The organism is Trichocoleus sp. FACHB-40 (genome assembly GCF_014695915.1).
Lineage (GTDB): Bacteria > Cyanobacteriota > Cyanobacteriia > Cyanobacteriales > FACHB-T130 > Funiculus > Funiculus sociatus.
Map to the genome: position 1 here is coordinate 29,292 of NZ_JACJPF010000084.1, position 23,495 is coordinate 52,786.

The following is a 23,495-nucleotide window of genomic DNA, read 5'->3' on the forward strand; positions in this document are numbered from 1 at the left end:
CTAAGCACGCTGCGGCTAAAGTCTTTGCTTCCCCATTGGGATAGATTATGAGGCGGTCGCCTCATAGTAGGCAAGGTGGGGAGGAGGTCAAGAGGGAGAAACCAGCCACGTCCACAACTGGGAAGATGTGAAATCAGCAACAGTGAATAATGCCCCAGATGCGTCGAGAATCTTGGGGTCGTGGGTGGAGGCAATACCAATTGTAGTAATTCCTGCACCTACAGATGAACGAATGCCAGAGGGAGAGTCTTCAAATGCGATCGCTTGTTCGGCACTCATGCCAAAATGATTCAGAGCTAGTTGATAAGGAGCAGGGTCAGGCTTGCCTGCTGTTGCTTCTTCAGCTAAAACAACTTTAGCGAAAACATCTGTCAAGCCCAAAACTTTGAGCATGAATTCGGCATTCTTACGCGGAGCATTTGTAACAATAGCTCGTTGCAACTTCAATTCCTCCGTCCATACCAGCATATCCAAAAGTCCATCCAGCGGCTTTAGTTCTGGTGCCAATTCCCGGAAATAAGCTTCTTTATCTTCAGCTAGTTGTTCGCCTTCTGCTATCGACAGCTGCGGCAAGATATCTTGAATAATAACTGGGTTAAGTCGTCCGCTAATTCGGGTTTTGTAGAAAGTTTCGTCAATTTCTAAACCGTAATTTCTCAATATTTCCTGCCAAGCCTTGTAATGGATTGGGTCAGTGTTTACGAGAGTCCCGTCCAAGTCAAATAAAATCGCTTCAAGCATAGTTTTCCCAGCAAGACGGCACAATAGAAGAATATCCCGATTTAAGAAGCAGCACAAATACAGCGATCGCAAAGCGGGATGTGTTGTGTCTGGCGTGTATCTACACCTTTACCAATGTCATCAAACTTTTTGTTATACGGTGCTAACGGCTATACCGGAACCCTCATCGCCAAATTAGCGGTGCAGCGAGGGTTACGCCCTATCCTGGCTGGACGCAATGTGGATAAATTGGAGCCGCTAGCGACATCCCTTGGTTTAGAACACCGCGCCTTTAGTTTAGACAATTCGGTTGCCGTGGATGCGGCTTTAGGGGATGTAGCAGCCGTACTGCACTGTGCTGGCCCCTTCTCCAAAACCTCACAGCCAATGGTTGAAGGGTGCTTGCGGACGAAAACTCACTACTTGGATATTACCGGGGAAGTCGCAGTTTTTGAGGCAGCCGCTGCCAAAGATGCTGAAGCCAAGGCCGCAGGAGTGATGCTGCTTCCTGGCGTAGGCTTTGATGTCGTCCCCTCTGATTGTCTAGCATCTTACCTCAAAGCACAGATGCCCTCAGCAACACATCTCGCCCTTGGTTTCACGGCAGGTAATATGTCGCGAGGAACTGCAACGACGATGGTGGAGGCACAGGATAAAGGCGGTTTGGTGCGGCGTGGTGGGGTTCTTACTCCGGTTCCTGCTGCCTGGAAAACTCGGATGATTGATTTTGGACAAGGCGCAGTTTTAACCACGACAATTCCTTGGGGAGACGTATCGACAGCCTTTTACAGCACAGGGATTCCCAACATTGAGGTTTATACGGCTGTCTCAGAATCCGCTTATCGGGCTATGGTGGCAAGTCGATATCTGGGCTGGTTGCTGGGGTTGCCTATAGTACAGAATTTACAGAAACGTCTAATTCAATCTCAAGCGCCAGGGCCAACAGATGCACAGAGAAAGGAAGGTGTAACTACGCTGTGGGGAGAGGTGTCAGATTCTGGCTCGAGCAAGCGATCGCGGCTACAATGCCCGGAAGGTTATACTCTCACTTCAATGACGGCTTTGGCAATTGTAACCAAGGTGCTTGCCGGACAGGTGAGTGTCGGTTTTCAAACACCCTCCAAAGTTTATGGTGCCGATTTGATTCTAGAAATTGAGGGAGTGGTGAGAGAAGATATCAACTAGGCTAATGGCTAATTTTCCATTCCTCTCTAGACCTCTTATACTTCTCTCTGACGAGGGCTGCCAATTTTATGCACTGAATCCCCTCTGTTTGTTGCTGCTATTTAACCTTTTATGTTTTTATTTCTCTCGAAACTGCTACCGCTATTTTTCTACCCTTTGGGGTTTGCCTGCGTGCTGATGGTTGTGGCACTTGTATTGTGGTGGAAGCGATCGCGCTGGACTCCTATACCGATTTCTTTGGCTCTGATTGCTCTACTGGTAGGGAGTAATGGCTGGGTGAGTAACGCTTTGATGCGAAGCCTGGAATGGCAAAATCTCCCAGCCGCAGAACTCCCATCGGCAGAAGCCATCGTCATCTTGGGAGGCGCTACTAAGCCAGCTTCGCCACCCCGTTCCGGTGTCGATTTGAGCGAAGAAGGCGATCGCGTCCTTTATGGTGCCGAGTTATATCGCAAAGGCAAAGCGCCTCTGGTAATTGCCAGTGGCGGACGTATTGACTGGCGACGATCTGGAGCGTCGGAGTCAGGGGATATGGCGGTAATATTGGAAACATTGGGTGTCCCAAAAGATGCTATTCTCCAAGACCCCACTTCGCTCAACACCTACGAAAATGCAGTGAATGTGCGGCAAATCCTGCGATCACGAGGGATTGGCCGGGTATTATTAGTTACTTCCGCATTTCATATGCCGCGATCGCTGCTGATTTTCAAACGTCAGGGCATAGAAGCGATCGCTGCACCTACTGACTTTTTGGTAACACAAGCCCAATTACGCGAACCCAACAGCAGCATCCAATCCACGGTGCTGAATGTTCTACCAGACGCAGAAAGGTTACAACGGTCAACTAGAGCTTTAAAAGAATACATTGGAATAGTAATCTATCGCCTGAGAGGCTGGCTTTAATAAATTTTGGATTTTAGATTTTAGATTGAATTCAAAATCCAAAATAAATAGCCCCTAATCATCATGTCACAAAAGATACTACGAATTATCATTGGGACTCAACCAGCTGCTGAAGTCTTTGCCACATACCGGGCGACTCACGATTTTTACCGAGAAGTGCAATACCGGGAAGAGTTAAAATCTTACTCCGAATGGTATTACATGACGGCAGAAAGCAACCGCAAAGAGTTGCAGAAAATGCGGGGTGACATCAACATATTCGGCTGGTTTAATCGCCGTAAGAGGTAAATGGCTAATGGCTAATAGCACTCAACAATTAGCCATTAGCCATTAGCCTACTCGATGATTTCTATTTCATCTTCGCGGAAATGACCTCTAAATTTTTTCTCAAACTGGATTACAACGGGAAGGTTAGCGCTTATGGGTTTGCCGTGTAATTCATTTGCAAACCCGATAACTTCACCTTCCCGATCCTTGACATCAAAAGGTTTACCCCTGTTTTCAGGATGGTGATAAACAATTACAGATTTGATGACGCGAACGCGATCGCCAACTTTCATTCTTACAATCTCCGGCTGGGTATCTGAGCCAAACTGGTGCAGTCTGTAAGCGGGGATTCCCGCTTCCACAACATTGAACTGGGAGCATTGCCTATCCAGCGGCTTCTCTCTACCCAGCGTCCAGCAAAGTGCTATTTTGAACAATTTTATATTTTTGCACAGGAAGGTACTTAGGGGATTAGGGATTGGGGATTAGGGATTGGGGATTGGGGATTGGGGATTGGGAACCCTGGAAGATTCTTCAGCCAGTACCCAGTACCCAGCCCCCAGCCCCCAGTCCCTAGCTACCTGGTGGTGGCGGAACTGACGGGATTGGGGAGGGAGCATCCTGTGGTGATGGTGGTGGTAGCGGTGATGGGGAGGCAGCATCTGGCGAGGGTAGAGGCTGGGCTGAGGGTGGAAAAATGCGATCGCGCATCTGATTGAACCCCCGTTCATCATATTTCCGCCAAGCGTACAACCCAGCAATACTGCCTCCAATCAACAGCAGCAATAACCCCAACCATAAAGCTAAAGTTTTATGGCGGCGCTGTCGTGGCTTTGCCGGAACCGGAACTTCTTGAGAAGGCACAGCCTCAGCGTAAACTGCTCCTTCGACAATCTCAGGTTGCAGGTTGACTGTTGGCATTAGAGCTTTACTGCCTATCTCCCCAAGGTTGAGTAACACCGGATACTCTGGCGAAACGCGGCAGTAAGTAATTACCACAGACGTATTATCGTGACCATTCTTTTGATTAGCCAACTCAATCCATGACTGAACCGCCGCCTCTAGGGGAATCTTGCTTTGCATAATAGGCTCCACAAAATCCGCCCAAGATTGCTCAACCCAGTTGTTATCGCTTAGGCCATCAGAACACAGCAGCAGCAAGCCGTCTTCTTCCACAATGAACCGTTGCACGTTGGGACGCAAAAACTCAGCATCCCGCGTACCCAACGCCTGTGTAAGTGCGCCAGAATCGGGGCGCTCCAATGCCTCGCGGTAGAAACTGCGCCCCAAACGCACCTCCCTGGAAGCAACATCATCGTCTACAGTCAGCTGCTGACAGGAATGGGGAGTAATCCAGTAGGCGCGGCTATCCCCAACATTGGCGATGTAGAGTTCGTGGGCATTGTCTAATAGGGTTTGCGGGTTGGGACTAACCTTTTGTGGCAACTGAAGCGCCATAACTAGCGTCGTTCCCATGCGCCGCCGGGACTCTCGCCCTTGTTCGTCATTTCGCGAGGAAATCAGGTTATTCACCACTCTGATACTTGCTGCCAGCTGCTCCTTCAGGAGTTCAGGCTGCACGATTTCCGTCTGTTCTGCCACCTCCGCCAGAAGCGCCCGCACTTGCAACTTCAGGGATTGTACTGCTAGAAGGCTGGCAACTTCTCCCCCTTCGTGACCGCCAATTCCATCGCAAACGATGCTCAAGTGGGGAAGCAGTGGGTCATTCAGAGAAGTGTAGTCTGCTTTTGAATCCTGTACTGTGGGATAGCAAGTATCTTCGTTGTGGTCGCGCTGAGGGCCAGTATCTGTTGCTCCAGCAACCCGCAAGCGCAAGGGCAAAAGGGCGGCTTGTTCCAGTAATAGCTGATTCAGCTTTTGGGCGATCGCCTTCTCGGAAGTATTCCCGGCTTGCATCTGTTCGCATATCTCTAAAACCTGCGTCGCCACCGATACGTGTATCAATCTACACCATTTAGCCCATAACGAACCCAGGTGATAGAGACTTGGAACAAAAGTTGCGCTTTCTTCCAGTGGCAGTTCCACAAACGCTTGGGTAACAACATCGGACTTGTCTGATGCACCATTACCGTTATGTGTTGGGGAAAATCCTATACTCGTGTCTTCGACTGGATCGGCGTAAAGTTCCAATAGGCGCACCCGCCACCCGTCTACCCGGAGATTGTCTTCCACTAAAAGGCTATAAAGTACACCATTATCTGCTAAAGGTTTCCAAAGTTCCAACATTTGCCAAAGCCAATAAATCTGACGCACTGCTGGTGCTTGTGGCAAAGCTTCCACCAAAGAAGGGACAAGCTGGCCAGTCGCATCTATTGGCGCATCCAGTAAGAGAATTTCGACTGCTGCTGTCGAAGTTTCTAGCACAGCGTATCCATAAGCCTCCGGAACGTGGAGGCGCTGGGGATACAAACGCAGGTAAGGGTAAACGCTGTTTGGCAGATGTTCGGCGTGAGGCGGCTGTTCGGGAAGGGTATCCCGCCAAATTTGAGGTGCAACAACCTGATATCTGCCTTGTACTAACTCGCCAGCTGGGATCGTTGCTGCGGCTGGGTTAGCTGCCCAAAGATAGCGATGTCCTGAGAGAATGTCCTTCGGTTCGCGTTGAAACTGGGAACTGTTCATAAATTAAAGTTTTTATACAAAAATCTTAAATCATACTGTCAATAAGAAAAATTGAGTTTTTTCCTCGGAAACATAGATGAAGTGTTGTAGTAAATAATAAAGTCACGATGTCTTCCAATCCTAACTGGCTAGAGTGGAATAGTGGATTGTACCTCAATAACTACACTCACGCCTGCTATCAAGAAGGGATTGAGTTTTATGACGATCTGGTTACTGGTAAGGCAAATAAATACCTCTCCACTTATGGGGTTGCTGGGAAGCTTCTTTGGATTGAACCTGACTATGTTTTGGTTAATAGTAGGGGCAATGCTTTGCTTGGTAGAACTGTTTGTACCAACGGCTTTTACCGCCTTTATGATGGGCATGAGTGCTTTTGTGGTGGCGCTGGTTACTATGGTGCTACCACTGAAGGGGGCTTTCCAGGTGGCGCTTTGGCTGGTGCTTTCCACTGCTTTCGTCTACCTCAGCCATCGTTTGATGCCGAAGCGTCGGGTATCGTCTATTGAAAATGCGACCGAAGCTCAAACCGTTTCAGAGATTTTGCCAGGAGAGACGGGTAGGGTTCTATACGAAGGTAGTTCTTGGCGAGCAAGGTGTGGGGATGAGAAACTAGCGATCGCTCCCAATCAAAAAGTTTACATTGTGGGACGCGAAGGCACAACTCTGATTGTGCTGCCAGCAAATCTGTTGAAGTCATAGTCCTAATATTCTAATCGCTTGACGAGTTACAGCGAACGAGGTTTAAAATGGAATCATTTTTTAGTTTATTGATAGCTTTAGTCCTGGGTGGTTCTGCCCTCTCTGGTGTCAAAATTGTGACCCAAGGAAACGAAGCTTTAGTGGAAACTTTGGGTAAATATAACGGCAAGAAACTCAAGCCCGGCCTAAATTTCGTTATTCCAGTTTATGAAAGGGTAGCTTATCAAGCAACCATTCGGGAAAGAGTTTTAGACATTCCTCCCCAGCAATGTATTACCCGCGACAACGTTTCTATCACTGCTGATGCTGTAGTTTACTGGCGAATTTTGGATTTAGAGAAAGCTTACTATAAAGTGGAAAATCTCCAGTCAGCAATGGTGAATTTAGTATTAACTCAAATTCGCTCAGAAATGGGTAAATTAGAACTAGATGAAACCTTTACAGCCCGTACTCAAATTAATGAAATTTTGCTAAAAGAATTGGACGAATCTACCGATCCTTGGGGAGTCAAAGTCACGCGGGTAGAACTGCGAGATATTGTTCCTTCTAAGGCGGTACAGGAATCGATGGAATTACAAATGTCGGCAGAACGTCGCAAACGGGCGGCAATTTTGACATCTGAAGGCGAACGAGAATCAGCAGTTAACTCTGCTAGAGGTAGGGCTGAGGCACAAGTTTTAGATGCCGAAGCTCGTCAAAAATCTGCCATTCTGGAGGCGGAGGGTCAACAAAAAACAATCATTCTCAAAGCTCAAGCCGAACGCCAACAGCAAGTTCTTAAAGCTCAGGCTACAGCTGAGGCGATGCAAGTGATTTCAAAAATCCTCAAAACTGATGCCAATGCCCAAGAAGCTCTGCAATTCTTAGTAGCCCAAAATTATATCGAAATGGGGGTGACGATTGGCAAGAGTGACAGCAGCAAGGTTATGTTTATGGATCCCCGCAGCATTCCTGGTACTTTGGAGGGACTTCGCTCGATTGTAGGAGAATCTAATCAGCCGCAATTTTTAGATTTAGACGAAGACGCTTAATTAGTTAATGGCTAATGGCGATGAACAATTAGCCATTAGCTATTCTTCAGTTAGCTGTTTTCACTAGCAACAGGAGCGATAGAGCAGCGATCGCATAGTCCAAAAAACTCCAGCGTGTGGTAAAAAATCTTAAAGGAGTGCGACTGTTGCAACTGCGTCTCCAGATTATGAACTGGGCATTCGTTGATGGGAATTGAGTCTCCACACTGCAAACAAGTCAGGTGATGCTTGTCTTGCTGGACACTGCTGTAGAGCGATTCGCCACTAGCCAACGTCCGCACCTGCACTACGCCTTCTAGTTTCAAAGCTTCCAAAGAGCGATAAACTGTTGCTAAACCCATACTCTGATCGCGATTGCGAAGTTCTACATAGATATCCTGAGCTGAGACAGCTCGGTTCATTGTCTTGAGCAGGTTCAGAATCCGATCCTGACTGCGGGTGCGTTGGGCTTTCATGGTCTCATCTGGTTTAGATATTCTTAATCTTTTCAGGTTTTAACGGATAACAGTCTCTATTTCCACGTTAGATCATCGAAGATCACCCATCTTGCACCCGTCCAGCTTTAAAATAGTACATCTGTGACATTGGAAGTGAAAAATTGGGGAATCGTCTGTGAATCTGAAATATCAGGCTAAAATTTACGTGACGCTCCGACCTTCAGTTCTCGATCCAGCTGGCACGGCGGTACAGTCGAGTTTGCAGCATTTGGGATATGAAAATGTCGAGCAGGTGCGAATCGGGAAGTACATTGAGCTGATGGTAACGGCATCTGAGGAGGATGAGGCGCGTCAGCAATTGGATCGGATGTGCGATCAGTTGTTGGCGAATCCGGTAATTGAAAATTATCGGTTTGAATTAATTGAGGTGGAAGCGCAGACAGGCGTGATTTAGGTTTTTCACCCCACCCCAACCCCTCCCCGTCAACGGGGAGGGGTTAAGAGGAAGGAGGGTTTTTGGGAGAAGGAAAAAAAATGAAATTTGGGGTTGTGGTTTTTCCGGGTTCAAATTGCGATCGCGATGTCGCCTATGTGACTCGTGATTTGCTTTCTCAGCCGACGCGAATGGTTTGGCATGAAGAAACTGATATTTCCGATTTAGATGTGGTGGTGATTCCGGGTGGTTTCAGCTACGGGGATTATCTGCGTTGCGGCGCGATCGCTCGTTTCTCCCCAGTAATGAAAGCAACAATCGAACACGCCTCACAGGGTAAGTTTGTTTTGGGTATTTGCAACGGTTTTCAGGTGCTAACTGAGGCGGGATTGTTACCTGGGGCTTTGGTACGAAATCGGGATTTGCATTTTATTTGCGATCGCTCTCCTGTCAAAGTCGAGCGCACTAATCTCTCTTGGACGCAAGAATACAAATCTGGGCAAGTTATCACATTACCAATTGCCCACGGCGAAGGTCAATATTACGCCGATGCCGATACTCTGGCAAAGTTGGAAGATAACAATCAAGTCGTCTTCCGCTATGAAGGAGACAATCCCAACGGTTCTGTAAATAATATTGCAGGGATTTGCAATATTAAGGGAAATGTACTGGGAATGATGCCGCACCCAGAACGCGCCTCAGACGCTATGCTGGGCGGCACTGATGGCATAAAACTGTTTCAAGGATTGTTAGCAGCAGTTGGTGCAGTGGCGTAGTTGCGGCTTGAGCGAGTGGTGTGGTGATTGTAGGCGATCGCTGCTAGGCTGGCGACAAGACAAGTGCTTCCCAGCCACAGCAGGATGTAGGTAGGAGCCATCACCACGCCTATCTGGAACCAAGTCCAGACGTGGAACACCATCACTAAAGCAAAGAAAATTGCCGCGATCGCACTCCGCCATACTTGAACTTGCGGACGACGGCGTGCAGCGGCAACCACTGTCAGCGTGGTAGCAACCAAGTTGGCTGGAACCAGAAACGCACAAATGGCGATACAGTGGGTGCGCGAGAATTCGGATAAGGTATTTAAGTCGAGCATTAGTTCATTGTATCGAATTGCAAAATTTTACAAGACTTTTCTTTTTAGAGAATCACACTCTCTGCTGTTGATAACATTTATTCACATAGACAGGTGATCGCTTTCTTAAAAAAGAGTATTAGCACGTCTAAATAAAACTACATAATTTGTTTTAAATCTAATACAAACCCAGGTAAAACATCTTCCCCTGATAAAGTTGCCGGATTTTCTAGAATTTCCACATCCTGACCTTGACGATAGATTTCCACTCGCTGGTTTTTTCGGTCTATCAACCAACCCAATCTAGCGCCATTTTCCATGTATTCTTGCATTTTCTCTTGCAATTCTTTTAGAGAATCACTCTTCGATCGCAACTCAATCACAAAATCGGGACAGATGGGAGCAAATCCCTGTTGTTCTTCGGCGGTTAAAGCGTCCCAGCGATCGCGACGAATCCAAGACGCATCGGGGGAACGATTTGCGCCATTAGGTAGTTTGAAGCCACTTGAAGAGTCAAAGCCTTTGCCTAGATTAGTCCGTTTGTTCCAGATTCCTAACTCTACGGCAATATCAAAGTTATGGTTGCCAGTTTCGCTACCTGTAGGTGGCATAATAATTAATTCTCCCGCGGCTGTGCGCTCAAATCTATAATCGCGGTTGTTCTGACACAGCTTCCAAAACTGCTCATCAGTCAAATCGATTTTTAATTCGAGAGTTGAAGGCAATGCGATCGCAGCCGTTTGCATAAACTTATCCGAACATCTTCCTCTGGTATACACTTTCTAGTCTAGTTGTGAGCTATAACCTGACGCATCATCTGGTTTTGATAGCACTTAATAGTTTTCTTTATTTCCATCTACAGACTGACAAAAAGGTTCCATCTTTAGGAAGGTAGGAATAAAATTTATAAATTCTATTATTAATAAATGTAAATATCAGAACCAAATAAACGTTATCTGCGGATTGTAAGAGTAACAAAGGAATAGACCCATTATTATGAATTCGCTTACTAACTCTGAGGCGAAAATTACGCCAACAGCTCAATTAAAATCCACAAATTACGATCGAGCCGAGCAGCAATTTATAAATCTGCTCGAAATGGAAGATTTAGACAAGAAAATACAAGCACAACCAGCGATCTCTACTGAATTTGAAACGGCAATGGCAGCGGCGCTGAAAAGTGCATACGAAGACGCACTGGGAGATGATGCCGCACACCGCTTTTTACAGCGTATACTTTATCGCATTAATCGCCTCAAACTGTTTTGGTACGACGATCTGCGACACTACACTAATGAGCGGTCTATCTACTTGCAATTAGTGCGCGACCAAATTGAGGAAGCTTGGCAAAACTGGGAAATAGCCCAAATTGACGTAGCTGCACTGCAAAAACTTGATCCCAAGCAAGCGCTAATTGATCGTGTAGCTGCCGATCTCGATCCATCTTTGTCAGATGATAGTCGCTATCTGCGGGAACAGATGAGTGAGGCAGGTTATCGTCACCTGCTGGCAATTGGTTCCTTTGATGGCTTAGTTGAAGGCAGCCGTTTGTCTCGTATCCTGGGTGGTGCGGCAAATGAGGTGCAGTGTACGCTCACCAAAGTGCTGCTAGAAGAGTACGGTAACGGTCGTTATACTCGCAAGCATTCTACATTTTTTGCCCAGATGCTTAACGAGTTTGGGATGAACACCGAGCCAGAGGCATACTTTGATTTAGTACCTTGGGAAGTGCTGGCTTGCGATAATCATAACTTCCTCGTGACGGAGCGCAAAATCTACTTCTTGCGCTACTGCGGTGGACTGACCTATTTTGAAGTGGCTGGCCCTTCATGGTACAGAAACTATTTAGCCGCAGCGCAACGGTTGCAACTATCAGCCGCGGCGATGGGTTATTGGGAACTGCACATTAAGGAAGACGAACGCCACGGACAGTGGATGTTAGATGATGTAGCGTTGCCTCTAGCGGAGCAATACCCAGGTGAAGCGTGGCAGCTGGTGCTAGGGTATGACCAAGAAAAGCTGATGGGCGATCGCGCAGGTTCCGCCGTCGTGCGATCTGTCCGCGAAGCCGAAAGGTAATTGGATTTCTAATTTTCTCTCCTTGTGTAGGGGGTACTTTCAAAGTATCCCCAATGAAATAACCCCAGCAAATTAAGCTTGCCGCGCTACTACGATTTTTCAAGGGTTTTAGGAGTTTTGTCAGTCAATCAGGCTGCCTACAGTAATTACTGTATTCAAAAGCACAGCTTAGCTTAATATTAGGTCAATTCTTTAAGTAGAACTATGTCTATCTTCCGGTAGGAGTTGTAGCAAAAAATAGCAGTTAATCTGCTTTACATACGATAAGTTTTGAGAAAAATAGCAAATACCTCTGGCAATTCCAACCCTAACCAAAACAAGAATTTTCCTGAATCGGTGCTGCGCGATCGCAAAACCTATGACTGTTTTCAATTCAACCGCCAATTAAGTTGCCGAGACCTTGTTGGCAACATCCAAAACCACAGCTGTCTAGAAAATTAAGAGAAAACATTACTATGAAGCCTTCTCATTTGTCCAGAATCTTGTTTGCTGGTACTTTTGCCCTCACTGTAGCCACTTTACCCTTAGCTTTGCCTACTTCTGCCCAGACTGGCGGTGGTGCGGGTGGTTCGGGTTCCGGGACTGGTGGTGCAAGTAGCACTACTGGAACTACTGGAACAACAGGGACTGGTGGTGCAAGTAGCACTACTGGAACTACTGGAACAACAGGGACTGGTGGTGCAGGTAGCACTACTGGAACAACAGGGACTACTGGAACAACAGGGACTGGTGGTGCAGGTAGCACTACTGGAATAACAGGTGCAGATAGCACGACTGGAACGACAGGGACAACTGGGACTGGTGGTGCAGGTAGCACTACTGGAACTACTGGAACAACAGGAACGACAGGAACGACTGGTGCAGGTAGCACTACAGGAACAACAGGTGCAGATAGCACTACTGGAACAACAGGAACGACAGGAACAACAGGTGCAGATAGCACTACTGGAACAACAGGAACGACAGGAACAACAGGAACGACAGGAACGACAGGTGCAGGTGGTTCAACTTCTGGGACAACCACGGCTCCTTACGGTGCTACGACAACTCCTGGTGGTACGACTGGGACAACCACGGCTCCTGATGCCACGACTGGGACAACCACGACTCCTGATGCCACGACGACAACTCCCAGTGATACGACTGGGACAACCCCTTACTCTGGAGTTCGTTCTGAAACACGCGATAGCAATTCCTGGGGCTGGCTAGGTTTGCTCGGTTTAATCGGTTTAGCCAACTTGTTCCGCAAGTCCCCAGAACCTGTGCGTCAACGCTAATCCAAACTGCTGCGAGTGCGGATGGCAGTAAAGTTATGGTGGCGAATTCTGGCTGTTGATATTAAAACGCTTAAGTTCAACAGCCTTGACAACGTCTAAGATAGACAATTCCCAGAACACACCTCTTAAAAGTGTGTTCTGGGGAATTGCTGTGATCGCAAGTTTGTTTTAGTATTCAAAGCAATAAAGCTTATTTTTCAGTAAAATATCTTAAATTTAAGAGTAATGAATATATATCGAGATCCCCGACTTCTTTGAGAAGTCGGGGATCTCGCATTCACGAATCGTTTAGGGCTGCTATAGCCTAATATTTTTTAGATGGGTGTAAGAAAAAAACCTGGGAGTTTCTGGGTGGAAGCCAAAGGCAGTGTTAAGGATTTTTAGAATAGCGAGAAGCTGCGTAATCGTGACATACGCGATCGCGTAAACCTCTACTACAACCCGGAACGCTTCCCACACTAGGAGCGAGCCTAGCAAAGTGTATTTGCGCCATTTTGCGTAAGCTCTCTTCCCAGTTGTTACTGAAGGAGCTTCTATGCTGTAGACTTTACGCTTACCGCATAGCCGACCTTATCGCATTAGTTTGTACCTTATGGCTCATGAGTCTAGCGGAGACTTAGGAGTTAATGCCTTATTTTCCAAACCCTTGTAGAAGCTCCCAGGAGCGTTAACCACAGGTTCTGATCTGTTGTCCTTAATAAAAAAGATAACTGCTATTGTTTTCACCACCGTCTACCTGAAGAATTGCTTCAACGTTAAGAGTGCGTGTAATCATTTATACACAAAAGCCTCTAACTGAAATCCAGCCACAAGTTAAAACTGCGCTACAAAATATTGGGTTTATGAAGTTTCATTTCAACGCCAAACCTAGTGGCTTGAAGGGGTAGAAGTATTTATTAATGGTTGTTACAACTGGAGTCTAGACAAATACCAAGCCGCTATATGAATGTTTAAAATCAAAATATGATGACAAAGCGTTATAACAACCAACAAATCCAATCGTTCGCCCAATCAGTTCTGAACGATGGCTATTGCGTGTTGCCCAATTACTTCTCTCCAGCAACACTCAATTCCTGGCGTGAGGCTTTCGCGCCAATGCTCTCGGATCACATCGCCCGCGAAGGTAAGCTGCGTAATCGCGGCACATCCCGCTACTATGTCACCCTTCCCTTCACAGCTCCCTTTGCTGACCCCAGTATCTACGAAGATGACGATATTTTGGCAATTGTTGAGCTATTGGTAGGCAAAGATGCAGTCATGTGTCAGCTGGCGACGGACACGCCCTTACTGGGATCTGAATATCAAGATGTGCATAGAGATGCGCCGCCACTTTTCCCGGAAACTGGTGAAGAAACACCACCTTTCCAGCTTGCAGTCAACTTTCCACTCGTAGATATAACCCTGGAAAACGGCCCAATGGAGATTGTGCGCGGTACGCACATGATCTCAAAGGAGGAAGGACTGCGCCGCATAGAGTCGGGTGAAATAAAGTTGGAACCCATCACGATGCGGCTGGGTGATGTGATGATCCGCGATGTGCGGGGTCTACACCGGGGTACTCCTAACTATACGGAAACACCACGCCCGATGGTGGTAATTGGCTATAGTCGTCGCTGGCTATATCGTCCGGAGGTGTGTATTCATGTCCCGCGTGCTACTTACGATACCCTCTCGGAACGCGCCCGCCATTTGTTACGTTTTAATCCGATTGTCGAATCCGTCGATGAAAAACCTAAAACTGAGGTTTATCAGTCTTACGCTTACTAAAAATATCTAATTGGATTAAAACCGACACCTAAATTACCCTGTTTGCCCAGCTGCATTTTGTTGAATATTTGCAGATGAGACAGGGTAATTGGTTTTAGGAGAATTTTTCTGATGTTTGGGATGGCGATCGCATTCCATCCCAAAGTTTCTTTTTTAGCCTTAGCGGGACTTAAACAATTTCTAAGCGGCTAAGGGGGAGCAAGCCTTATCCCAGCAGTATTGCCTCCAAGCCCCTAAAGCGCTTCACCAAAGGCTTTTGTATAGATATTTACAGATAAAATTAAATCTGGATCGTGCCTTTAGGCGGACGAATAGATAAAACAACAGCGCTAATCTGTAGTAAATTGCTTTCAGATAATGCTTGAGCAGCGCTAAGAGGGCATTAAGAATACTTAATAGATATAGAACTAAAAACTAGGCAAATTGTTTTACAAAAGCTTTGTAGCCGCAACTGTAGTGCTATGGTGAATTGTTTAGCGTAGATACAAAAAGCCGATGATCCTATCTACAGAGGTTGGTTCTGGCTCGTCCACCTAATCTTTAAATCTACGGTTTTCTGTCACCATTACTGAAGAAAAGAGCGGAGGGATAGCAACCAGTGCTTATATGTTTGTTATAAAAATCCGCACCTAGACCTAGATAAACATATTGATAAACAAAGATGGAGCCAGAAATGATATGAATTTCGATGAATTTTTTCAGGAGATAAAGGTTGCACACTGGCGCGCAGCTACTTTGAACGAGTACGCTCGTAAATCGATTTTACAGCAACAAGACCTAGTATTAGAATCTTTCGAGGAGCTGTATGCTGCTTTGGAAAAACTTCAAGTAGCTCAGGAGCAGTTAAGTTTATTAAATCAGAAGCTTGCTGCGGCTCACCAGGTAGCCCAAGCGGAACGCCAGCGCTACCAAGACTTATTGGAATTTATCCCAGATCCCTGCCTGGTGACTGATATGGCAGGTGTCATTCAGGAGGCAAACGGCGCTGCGGCGACGATGCTCAACGTCCCGCAGCGGTTCTTGGTGGGTAAGCCGCTGGTTCTGTTTGTAGTTGAACAAGAGCGTCGAGCGTTTCGTTGGGAACTAAATCGGCTCTCCCAAGTGGATCGGCTTGAGGAGTGGAAAGTGCATTTGCGATCGCGCGATAGGGAGCAGTCTATGGATGTATCCCTGACGGTAGCTACTATCCGCAACTGGGGAGGCAAAGCGATCGCTCTACGCTGGCTTCTGCGGGACATCACTCTCGTTGAGGAAGAAGGAGACGAACTGCGGTTACTCAAAGAAGCTGTGCAACAGATCGAAGAGTGCATCGTTATCACATCAGCCGAACTTGATGAACCGGGCCCAAGAATTCTCTTTGTTAACCCAACTTTTACTAAAATGACGGGCTATACTGCCGAAGAGATTATTGGCAAAACACCACGTATCCTGCAAGGCTCTAAAACAGATCGCTCAGTCTTAGAGAAATTGCGTCGGAACTTGTCGCAGGGACAACCATTTCAGGGTGAGACAATAAACTACAGCAAGGATGGTAAGGAATATAAGGTGCAGTTGAATTGCGCCCCGATCCACAACGAACGAGGAGAAATTAAGCATTTTCTCTCCCGCCAACGCTACATTCCTCTAGAGCATTCCAATGATGCAAATTGTTTGGAAACCCCACCCTCACCGTAAACGGTGAGGGTGGGGTTTCCAAACAAAAGTGATTTTTTTTCAAGTATGCCGATAACGCGATCGCGCTCGAAATTGCTTTGCGAACATTCACTTGTGGATAAATGGTAATTGCTGACATACTCCTGCACTGATTGCAAGCAATGTAGAAGCTGGGTTGAGTAGAGGAACCTCACCCAAGACGCATAAGTTTTTGTTGGGTTTCTCAAACCACATAAAACTTTTCTATAATTAGACTATTAAATTGTTAATTATCATGTCTTTATTAATTAAAATTGCGAAAACAAAAATGAATTTTGATTTTATTCATTTCAACATTTTTTGCTGTTGCACATATGAAAGTTTATAAAGACAGCCAATCTTTTACACACGAAGAAGTTAAAAAAATAAACTTAAAACTATTTTTAAGTAAACTCTATTAGTTACAGAGGAGCGGATTTTAAAGGTGCATCTCTCATCACTGATAATCCGCACTATCGATTCTTCGGTCTTTGGGATGAGTACAACTTCGTTACCAATGGGTTACGCTGTCTCATTGCTGGGCATACTTTTGTGACTGCTGAGGATGTAGTAAGCCTACCTAGACCCCAGATTTTGTCGATATTAGCCTGAATTTGTTAATTGACTAATAAATATGGAAACTAAACAAAACCAACACAGACTACTAATTATTGCTGGTATTCTTCTTGGCATGGGCTTCGCAGGATTTTTTGATGGCATTATGCTGCATCAAATCCTTCAATGGCACCATATGCTGACAAGCATTCAGCCTACTACGAACATCGGCAATTTTGAAGTAAATACCTTCTGGGATGGTCTTTTCAATGCCAGCACATACGCCATGACTATAGCTGGACTTTTGTTGCTGTGGCGTGCGGGTTTACGTGGCGATTTTGTGGGGAAATCAAAGACTTTTGGGGGAGCTTTGCTTGTTGGTGCAGGTGCTTTCAACGTAATTGAAGGGATAATTGACCACCACATTCTCCGCATTCATCATGTAAAATCTGGGCCTAATGAACTTGCCTGGGATATCGGATTTCTCATCCTAGGTGCGCTTCTTGTTGTAGTCGGCGGGATTCTATGGCGAGATGGAGGACGGGAAATCGCACCTACTGAAATCAAAAGCTAAAATTGTAGATTTTGTGTTTTGAATTTTGTATTCAAATGGTATTGAATTTAGGCAACAATTGGAGCCAATTTACAACTTTAAAAAAATAACCATAGGCTCTCAAATTAAAATTTAAAGACAGCGAACAAATAAAAGGTAATATAACGTGTCTTAAGATAGATATTATAGATAAGTGGTAGTGCTGGATATATTGGCTCTCATGCTTTCCTAGCAATACAATAAGCAGGGTAGGAAGGGATCGCACCCACTTGTCGGATGTATCCTAATGCTGGCAAATATATCCCTACCCTAGTGAGGTACATTGCTTGTGGTTTCCCATCTTCCTTGCGGAAGAGCAACTATTGCTACTTCAGAAATGTTTTTGTATTGTATTTAACAGACTAAATTAACAGTAAGCTGTATCTCCGGTGGGAAGATAGAACAACCCCGGTAAAGGTAAGTTTAAGGTACGGCTGTGGAGTCAACGTTTCTGTGGAAAAAAGCGTGACTAGAACCACAAAAATATCAAAGTAATTCTGCATTTATAGGTGGAGGAAGATATGGAAGTAAGCGATCGCATACATGGTATTGGAGTATTTTCTAACCGTGAAGAAGCCCAACAGGGAATTAATGAATTAAAAGCTTCAGACTTCCCAATGGACAAAGTTTCTGTCATTGCTAGAGATGCAGACCACAACGATCAGCTTAGCGGTGCCGAGATGAGCGATCGCGTTGGTAGTCAAGACGTAGGATCTGCAACAGGAGTAGTGGCTGATGCTGTCACAGGCGCTACTTGGGGTACTGTATTAATTGGGTTGACAAGTCTAGCAATTCCCGGTGTAGGCCCAGTCTTAGCAGCCGGTTCCCTTGGCGTGGCGCTACTTACTGGCGTGGCGGGGACTGGATTGGGAGCATTAGCTAGTAATAATTTGGTTAAGGCGATGACCGATTTAGGCATTCCCGAAGAACAAGCTAGAGGTTATAGCGATCGCCTCCATCTAGGCAAGTATTTGCTTATAGTAGATGGCTCAGATGAGGAGATTCATCGCGCTGAAGCAATCTTAAGCAATAAGGGTATTAAAGATTGGGGCATTTTTAATCCCGCACACGTTTAATACTCAGGACAGCACAAACAAAGGATGATTTTTGTAGGGCGGGCCGGAAGGTTCGCCCTCTTTATTACGGGAAGCTGGGATTTTCCTCTTCACCAATCCCCAATTCCTGACCGATACAAGTGATATTTAAACCCTACTTTCTCTATCTTAATACATATTGACTTTATCCCGCTTCATTATTTTGGTATAAAGTCAGCCTTAACCTGGGATAGAGGGTGTTAAAAAATATTACGTGTTACTTTATATGTAGGCACAAATATGCTCTCAGAAGGAATACCTTTCTGAAATATCTGCGATAAAACAGCAACTGCTCTTATCTAGATGTTTTATCAGGGTTTAAATTTCACCATTAAATATCCAAAGCGAGCCTACTAATACCAATTGGCTAGATTTGCGCTACACTTGCGCTTCTTTGAAGTCTCCTTTTTTAAGGAGAGTAGGGAAAATATGGTGTATAGCATCACAAAGAAAAATTGGTAAAAGTCAAGTAACGCTTACGCATCTATCCGGTCTACCCTTTCGGGGATGGTTTGTGCTGAGAAGCTTTAAAAATAATTCTTTTGAATTGCTATGACTAGCGGTATTTTGCCCACTAAAGGTTCTGAAACCATACAGAACATTCAATCTTTAGAACTTTCTCTTTTGATGACTAAGCTCAAAAATAATATTTGGGCGTTTGGGATTCCATCTTGGCTATTTGGAATCACCGATAGAAGCTTTGCTTCATTGGCTGATGGATATATCTCTCCTATAGAAATTTTCCAATTATTGACCGCCTTTTTCTTCTTTGGAAGTTGGCTATGTTTGAAACCAGAGCAAACATTTAATAGCGGTGGTGTTAGCACGGTCGAAAGATACCGGAAAGATTCAAATCCTTATCTGGATGAAGTATATATATCTACAGTTCAATCCAGAATGGTTGAATTGCAAGATCAACATATGATCAGCCAGGAATATATTTTACCTGTTCCCTATCTCTGTCAAATCTATCATTTGTTGAACCTAAAACATCTGGAGACGATTCACAATTTCAGCCTGAATAACTTAAAAGTCATTAATGTTAGCCAGACTCAGCCAACAGAACTGGGTGGAATGGTTAAGTTTCAAACAATTTTAGATTCTCCAGCCAATGCTCTGAGGATTTGGAGGCAGCCGATAGTTGAAGCGGGATTAATATTGCATACTCCCTATACTGTAGAGCTGATAATTCCGGTCTACAACAACAAACATATAACTGTAATGTTTAGTGCTATTCCTCTGAATGAGAACGAGCATAAGTTGTTTATAGACATCTACAGTAATCTGGAATGGCCCAAACCGTTGTTGCAAATCATCTTGCATTTTGCCGCTTGTTTGACGCTATTTGAAGATTTACCCTACTTGCGTAAACTAGCAGAAAGAAATATATACCGTTTAGTTAACTTAAGTCGGCTTTCAGATCGAGAAACAATGTGGCTTATGAGAAGATTCGTTGAGCTATATGGTGCGAGGAACGTAGAACCTCAACCACTTAGAGCAATTGAAGCAATGGAGGAGTAGGGGATTGGAAGGGAGATTTCTCAATTTCCAATCTAAAATCATCCAAAATCGAGATACCTTTAGCAAGAACAAGTGGAAGCGATCGCGCAAAAATTTCATTCAACACTACAACCAGATTGTCCAGTTGTGTTGCAACCATTGTTAACACTCAGCCCAAAACAAGGGATGAAGATGTTGGTGACTCAGGGGTAAGCGATCGCCTATTTCGATTTCAAAACCTCACCTAAGAGCAAACTTCCTTTGCAGGGAAGATAAACGTTCCAGACGCGATATATCGCGTCTCTACAGGGGAGGGGTTAAACCGTAGTGCATTTAAACGACAATTGCAATAAATCAGCGCTAAACGCTGACACTGCCTTAAAAAAATGCCAGCGTTTAGAACTTCTATTGAGTAGAACTAGAGACCAGCAACTCCGCGATAAGCACTTATAACCACAGTGAGAATGGTGATCAGTCCTATTGAAGTGCTGAGGATAAATAGAACAGAGGGTTTCTTAGGAAGAGGTGTTTCGCTGTCGTGCTGCACAGCGTCAGTTTGGTTGGTATTTTTTGGTTCTTCAGTTGTCATAATGCTCCGAATTTAGATTCCAATGATTTTGATTGATTAGAACAATTACCAAAGATTGCTGATGAGATCGCCCCAAAGATGAACGATGCCTTGTCCACTTAATGCCTCTATAATGAAATCTGCATAAGCTCGTTCCCAACAATTGTCTTTTAACTAGACTATTAGAAATAAATCTTATGATCTTCTTTCTAAGGCGGTACAAATTATCCTATTTCACTAATTTGTTCGTAATAAATAATCCCCCCTAACTCCCGACTCCTTTGTCTACCGCGCATCATCCTGTGAAGAGTAAAAGGGGGTGGGGGGATAACGTATTGAGCCTTAAAATGGTGAATTAGTATTGATTAAATATCTGAAGCATTTTTTCACTAAGTGTCCGCCAAAAAACCAATCCCCCCGAATTTTAATTTTTAAGACTACAGCACATCATATTGTTAAAGACAGGAGGGGGTAGGGGGGATAAACTATTTAGCCTTAAAATAGTGAATGAATATTGTCTAAACATCTGAGAAATTTTTTGGTATCAATTTCTCTGTATAAAGAATGATGTATTTTGGGAAACCCTTGGTAAGGGTTCAGTAGACAGGTAATAGCGAGAGGGATGAGGAAATTTAGAGTGATCGCTTCCACCACCGAAGCTGAAATTGAGAAAAGGGCGTAAGCGTTGCGAAAGCTCTTCCCTCGACTTGAACTGGAATAGACCCAGACGCGATCGCACTGATGAATTACTACGGTGCGTTAGCAAAGCATGCCGTCAGGCTTATTGCATTTCTACAGAGTATCGGGGTCAACTCCCACCTGCCGCAGTCGCTCTGCCAAACGCTCTGCCCGTTGACGCTCTTGCTGTGCTATTTGACGCTCCTGCCTAATTATTTCCTCTGGTGGAATAAGTCGATTGCCATTCTGGTCATACCAATAGAGCCATTCCCTCATGTATCCTTCATGAGTACCAACCTCGCAGCCAATCCCTAGCTCGATTTCGGGCATCCACACAGGGTTTCCCATCTGGCGCACGTAGACACCATTCTCTAGACGATACACTTCAAACGAGTCGTGCTGGTCGCGCCTGTAATAGTCGGGGTTGTAGATGACATAGTACAGCACACCGAGTTGAGCATACTTGGTCATCTTTTCGTCGTACTCGCCGCCTGGAGTTTTAGAGACAACTTCTAATACCCACTGCGGGACAATATTGTTTTCTTGCCAAAGTACGTAGCTTAGTCGGAGTTTACCACTCGGCTTAAATCGCTCTACTCCTAAACTCAGAAAGCTATCCGGTACAATTGCCGCTAATTGGGGTTGATAGTAAACTCCCATGTTGACCCCGAAAAACCAGTCCCTGCGGTCTGCCCACAGCAGAGCTAAGATTGCTCGTAGCAGGGTGGGGATGAGAATTTGCAGTTCGTTATCTACAGGGGTATCGTCAGAGTCTGGTAGTTCTTCAGCACTGGCAAGATACTGCAACGGGTTGTACTGTACCATAACAAGTCCCTCTAGTAACTTACTGCTTGTATCTTAACTAAGCGAGGTAGTGGAATTATTCTAATTAGCAGCGATCGCGCACTACATCTTAAAGCTTTGGCGAACAAGTTTGGTAGGAGATCGCCCCTCTTCATCTCAAACTTCTCAGTAATCGTAATGGGCGAGCGCTTCTCAAATCTCCAAAGCAGAAAATCACTGCTTTGATTTTAGGGTGATTGAGGGCGATTACTTCTCTATTGAATCACTACGATGCAGCCGCCTCTATTTCGACTGAAACAAAGCAAACATCATTATTGTTGAAAGTAAAGCAGTATAAGAGGTAAAAGGTAAAAGGAGCTATACTAGCCTAAGTTCCTTCGCAACCAAGCATGAAACGATGTCCAAGGTAACGAACCAGCATTATGTTCCTCAGTGTTATTTAAAAAATTTTACTACTCGCAGCAAAATTTTTGTATTTGATAAAATTTTAAAAAAATCTTTGTCATTTGAAGGAACAAATGTGAAAAATGTTGCCAGTGCAAGGTATTTTAACGATTTCCCTGAAGAGATGCTTCCCGCAGAGATTAGAGGCAAGGGAGAATCACAGTTAATTGAAAATCATTTCTCAGCTATTGAAGTTGATCTTTGCAAAACATTAGGGAAGATTATAACTGGATACAATAATCAAAACCCAGAAAATATTAACCCCACATTTTTTTTGAATAAAGAAACTAAGGAAAAGCTTTCCTATTTTTTGATGCTCCAAATTATAAGAACAAGAAATTTCAGAAATATTCTGAAAAGAATGTTTGAAGATGTAGACACCCTGCTGAATAAGCTTCAAAAAGTTCGCCCTGATTACAAGCCCCTGGCAGATGAGTATGTTGAACCTCTTCCAGGTGAGCCTGACAATTCTATAGGTATTGAAGAATTTCTTGCAAATGAGCCACCAACACATTCACAAAAGCAACATCTAATTTATATGTTTAACAAACTTAATGGAGGTAATAACGAAGAGATTACTAAAGCTTTGGCAGATCATATATGGATAATTGGTGTTAATACTACTGCTATTCCTCTATGTACATCTGATAATCCAGTTGTTATAAATGAACATCAAAACTTCGGTAGCGGTCTGACATCTATTGGTGTTCAAATTACTTACCCAATTAGTCCCCAGCTCATACTGATTTTATTTGAATCAAGTTTTTGGAAAGAATTGAAAAGCCATGATAAAAAATGTTTAAAACTGTCAGAAAAATCAGTAAGAACTTACAACAAACTACAGCTAACTCAATGTACCAGGCAAGTCTACTCATCCACTAATGACTTTAGCTGGTGCTGAAGGTTAGTGAGAAAAAGGGGTATATAGATGTTAGTTTAAAATCTCAAAAATAGAGTTAACTAAATCCGTTGTTGTCACCACTTATTCGATAGCACTTTAGCAGTAGTTGTTGGTAATGACCACTCTAAAACTGTTAATTAGTTAGTTCTAGTAGTGCGATCGCGCTCATAAA

The 23,495-nt window shown here is 44.7% G+C and carries 24 protein-coding genes; 15 read left to right on the forward strand and 9 right to left on the reverse strand.

Annotated elements, in window-relative coordinates; genetic code table 11:
- Window positions 1-87 precede the first annotated feature (87 nt).
- Entirely contained in the window at window positions 88-741 is a 654-nt protein-coding gene (locus H6F63_RS19075) for an HAD-IA family hydrolase (RefSeq protein WP_190639077.1), read from the reverse strand.
- A 114-nt stretch (window positions 742-855) separates the two neighbouring features.
- Here H6F63_RS19075 and H6F63_RS19080 point away from each other — a divergent pair, with 114 nt between their 5' ends.
- From H6F63_RS19080 to H6F63_RS19090, 3 genes are all read left to right on the forward strand, one after another.
- Window positions 856-1,905 (forward strand): saccharopine dehydrogenase NADP-binding domain-containing protein, encoded by a 1,050-nt coding sequence (locus H6F63_RS19080; RefSeq protein ID WP_190639078.1) that lies wholly within the window; start codon window positions 856-858, stop codon window positions 1,903-1,905.
- A gap of 111 nt (window positions 1,906-2,016) precedes the next feature.
- Window positions 2,017-2,808: a YdcF family protein gene (locus tag H6F63_RS19085; RefSeq protein ID WP_190639079.1), complete on the forward strand. Its 792-nt coding sequence runs from the start codon at window positions 2,017-2,019 to the stop codon at window positions 2,806-2,808.
- Between the two features lie 63 nt (window positions 2,809-2,871).
- The gene (locus tag H6F63_RS19090; RefSeq protein WP_190639080.1) at window positions 2,872-3,096 is read left to right on the forward strand and encodes a hypothetical protein; all 225 of its coding nucleotides are present in this window, start codon (window positions 2,872-2,874) and stop codon (window positions 3,094-3,096) included.
- Window positions 3,097-3,143: 47 nt separating this feature from the next.
- On the opposite strand, the gene H6F63_RS19095 is transcribed toward H6F63_RS19090, so the two are convergent.
- Both H6F63_RS19095 and H6F63_RS19100 read right to left on the reverse strand, forming a co-directional pair.
- Entirely contained in the window at window positions 3,144-3,368 is a 225-nt protein-coding gene (locus H6F63_RS19095) for a ferredoxin-thioredoxin reductase variable chain (protein ID WP_190421300.1), read from the reverse strand.
- A gap of 280 nt (window positions 3,369-3,648) precedes the next feature.
- Complete coding sequence (locus tag H6F63_RS19100; protein WP_190639081.1) at window positions 3,649-5,718, reverse strand: protein phosphatase 2C domain-containing protein; 2,070 nt, start codon at window positions 5,716-5,718, stop codon at window positions 3,649-3,651.
- Between the two features lie 282 nt (window positions 5,719-6,000).
- Here H6F63_RS19100 and H6F63_RS19105 point away from each other — a divergent pair, with 282 nt between their 5' ends.
- Window positions 6,001-6,417, forward strand: a complete 417-nt coding sequence (locus tag H6F63_RS19105; RefSeq protein WP_190639132.1) for an NfeD family protein — start codon at window positions 6,001-6,003, stop codon at window positions 6,415-6,417.
- Between the two features lie 47 nt (window positions 6,418-6,464).
- On the forward strand, window positions 6,465-7,448 hold the full coding sequence (locus tag H6F63_RS19110) for an SPFH domain-containing protein (protein WP_190639082.1): 984 nt from the start codon (window positions 6,465-6,467) through the stop codon (window positions 7,446-7,448).
- Between the two features lie 50 nt (window positions 7,449-7,498).
- On the opposite strand, the gene H6F63_RS19115 is transcribed toward H6F63_RS19110, so the two are convergent.
- The gene (locus H6F63_RS19115; protein ID WP_190443935.1) at window positions 7,499-7,903 is read right to left on the reverse strand and encodes a Fur family transcriptional regulator; all 405 of its coding nucleotides are present in this window, start codon (window positions 7,901-7,903) and stop codon (window positions 7,499-7,501) included.
- A 157-nt stretch (window positions 7,904-8,060) separates the two neighbouring features.
- On the opposite strand from H6F63_RS19115, the gene purS reads away from it, so the two are divergent.
- Window positions 8,061-8,339 carry a phosphoribosylformylglycinamidine synthase subunit PurS gene (gene purS, locus H6F63_RS19120; RefSeq protein ID WP_190421235.1) on the forward strand — a complete coding sequence of 93 codons (279 nt, stop codon included), beginning with the start codon at window positions 8,061-8,063 and terminating at the stop codon, window positions 8,337-8,339.
- A gap of 80 nt (window positions 8,340-8,419) precedes the next feature.
- Entirely contained in the window at window positions 8,420-9,094 is a 675-nt protein-coding gene (gene purQ, locus H6F63_RS19125) for a phosphoribosylformylglycinamidine synthase subunit PurQ (RefSeq protein WP_190639083.1), read from the forward strand.
- Here the strand turns inward: purQ and H6F63_RS19130 are convergent.
- Together H6F63_RS19130 and H6F63_RS19135 are read right to left on the reverse strand one after the other, a co-directional pair.
- The gene (locus H6F63_RS19130) at window positions 9,058-9,414 is read right to left on the reverse strand and encodes a hypothetical protein (RefSeq protein WP_190639084.1); all 357 of its coding nucleotides are present in this window, start codon (window positions 9,412-9,414) and stop codon (window positions 9,058-9,060) included. The two genes, purQ and H6F63_RS19130, sit on opposite strands and share 37 nt — an antisense overlap.
- 137 nt (window positions 9,415-9,551) lie before the next feature.
- Entirely contained in the window at window positions 9,552-10,139 is a 588-nt protein-coding gene (locus H6F63_RS19135) for a Uma2 family endonuclease (RefSeq protein WP_190639085.1), read from the reverse strand.
- A 250-nt stretch (window positions 10,140-10,389) separates the two neighbouring features.
- Here H6F63_RS19135 and H6F63_RS19140 point away from each other — a divergent pair, with 250 nt between their 5' ends.
- The 7 genes from H6F63_RS19140 to H6F63_RS19170 all read left to right on the forward strand — a co-directional run bounded on the left by H6F63_RS19140 (window position 10,390) and on the right by H6F63_RS19170 (window position 19,949).
- Window positions 10,390-11,472 (forward strand): iron-containing redox enzyme family protein, encoded by a 1,083-nt coding sequence (locus H6F63_RS19140; RefSeq protein ID WP_190639086.1) that lies wholly within the window; start codon window positions 10,390-10,392, stop codon window positions 11,470-11,472.
- 455 nt (window positions 11,473-11,927) lie between these two features.
- Window positions 11,928-12,749: a WGxxGxxG-CTERM domain-containing protein gene (locus H6F63_RS30145; protein WP_190639087.1), complete on the forward strand. Its 822-nt coding sequence runs from the start codon at window positions 11,928-11,930 to the stop codon at window positions 12,747-12,749.
- Window positions 12,750-13,712: 963 nt separating this feature from the next.
- Window positions 13,713-14,516 carry a phytanoyl-CoA dioxygenase family protein gene (locus H6F63_RS19150; protein ID WP_190639088.1) on the forward strand — a complete coding sequence of 268 codons (804 nt, stop codon included), beginning with the start codon at window positions 13,713-13,715 and terminating at the stop codon, window positions 14,514-14,516.
- 678 nt (window positions 14,517-15,194) lie between these two features.
- Complete coding sequence (locus H6F63_RS29490) at window positions 15,195-16,190, forward strand: PAS domain-containing protein (protein ID WP_199298148.1); 996 nt, start codon at window positions 15,195-15,197, stop codon at window positions 16,188-16,190.
- Window positions 16,191-16,821: 631 nt separating this feature from the next.
- Complete coding sequence (locus H6F63_RS19160; RefSeq protein ID WP_190639089.1) at window positions 16,822-17,316, forward strand: DUF2243 domain-containing protein; 495 nt, start codon at window positions 16,822-16,824, stop codon at window positions 17,314-17,316.
- 527 nt (window positions 17,317-17,843) lie between these two features.
- Window positions 17,844-18,410, forward strand: a complete 567-nt coding sequence (locus tag H6F63_RS19165; RefSeq protein ID WP_199298149.1) for a general stress protein — start codon at window positions 17,844-17,846, stop codon at window positions 18,408-18,410.
- Window positions 18,411-18,980: 570 nt separating this feature from the next.
- Window positions 18,981-19,949 carry a hypothetical protein gene (locus tag H6F63_RS19170; RefSeq protein WP_190639090.1) on the forward strand — a complete coding sequence of 323 codons (969 nt, stop codon included), beginning with the start codon at window positions 18,981-18,983 and terminating at the stop codon, window positions 19,947-19,949.
- Here H6F63_RS19170 and H6F63_RS19175 read toward each other — a convergent pair.
- The 3 genes from H6F63_RS19175 to H6F63_RS19185 form a co-directional block, all read right to left on the reverse strand.
- Window positions 19,921-20,088, reverse strand: coding sequence for a hypothetical protein (locus H6F63_RS19175; RefSeq protein ID WP_190639091.1), 168 nt, complete (start codon window positions 20,086-20,088; stop codon window positions 19,921-19,923). The two genes, H6F63_RS19170 and H6F63_RS19175, sit on opposite strands and share 29 nt — an antisense overlap.
- Window positions 20,089-20,346: 258 nt before the next feature.
- Window positions 20,347-20,517, reverse strand: a complete 171-nt coding sequence (locus H6F63_RS19180; protein WP_190639092.1) for a hypothetical protein — start codon at window positions 20,515-20,517, stop codon at window positions 20,347-20,349.
- A 771-nt stretch (window positions 20,518-21,288) separates the two neighbouring features.
- On the reverse strand, window positions 21,289-21,999 hold the full coding sequence (locus H6F63_RS19185) for a Uma2 family endonuclease (RefSeq protein ID WP_190639093.1): 711 nt from the start codon (window positions 21,997-21,999) through the stop codon (window positions 21,289-21,291).
- 376 nt (window positions 22,000-22,375) lie between these two features.
- Between H6F63_RS19185 and H6F63_RS19190 the strand changes: the two genes are divergently transcribed.
- Entirely contained in the window at window positions 22,376-23,323 is a 948-nt protein-coding gene (locus H6F63_RS19190) for a DUF4238 domain-containing protein (protein WP_190639094.1), read from the forward strand.
- The last annotated feature ends 172 nt before the right edge of the window (window positions 23,324-23,495 follow it).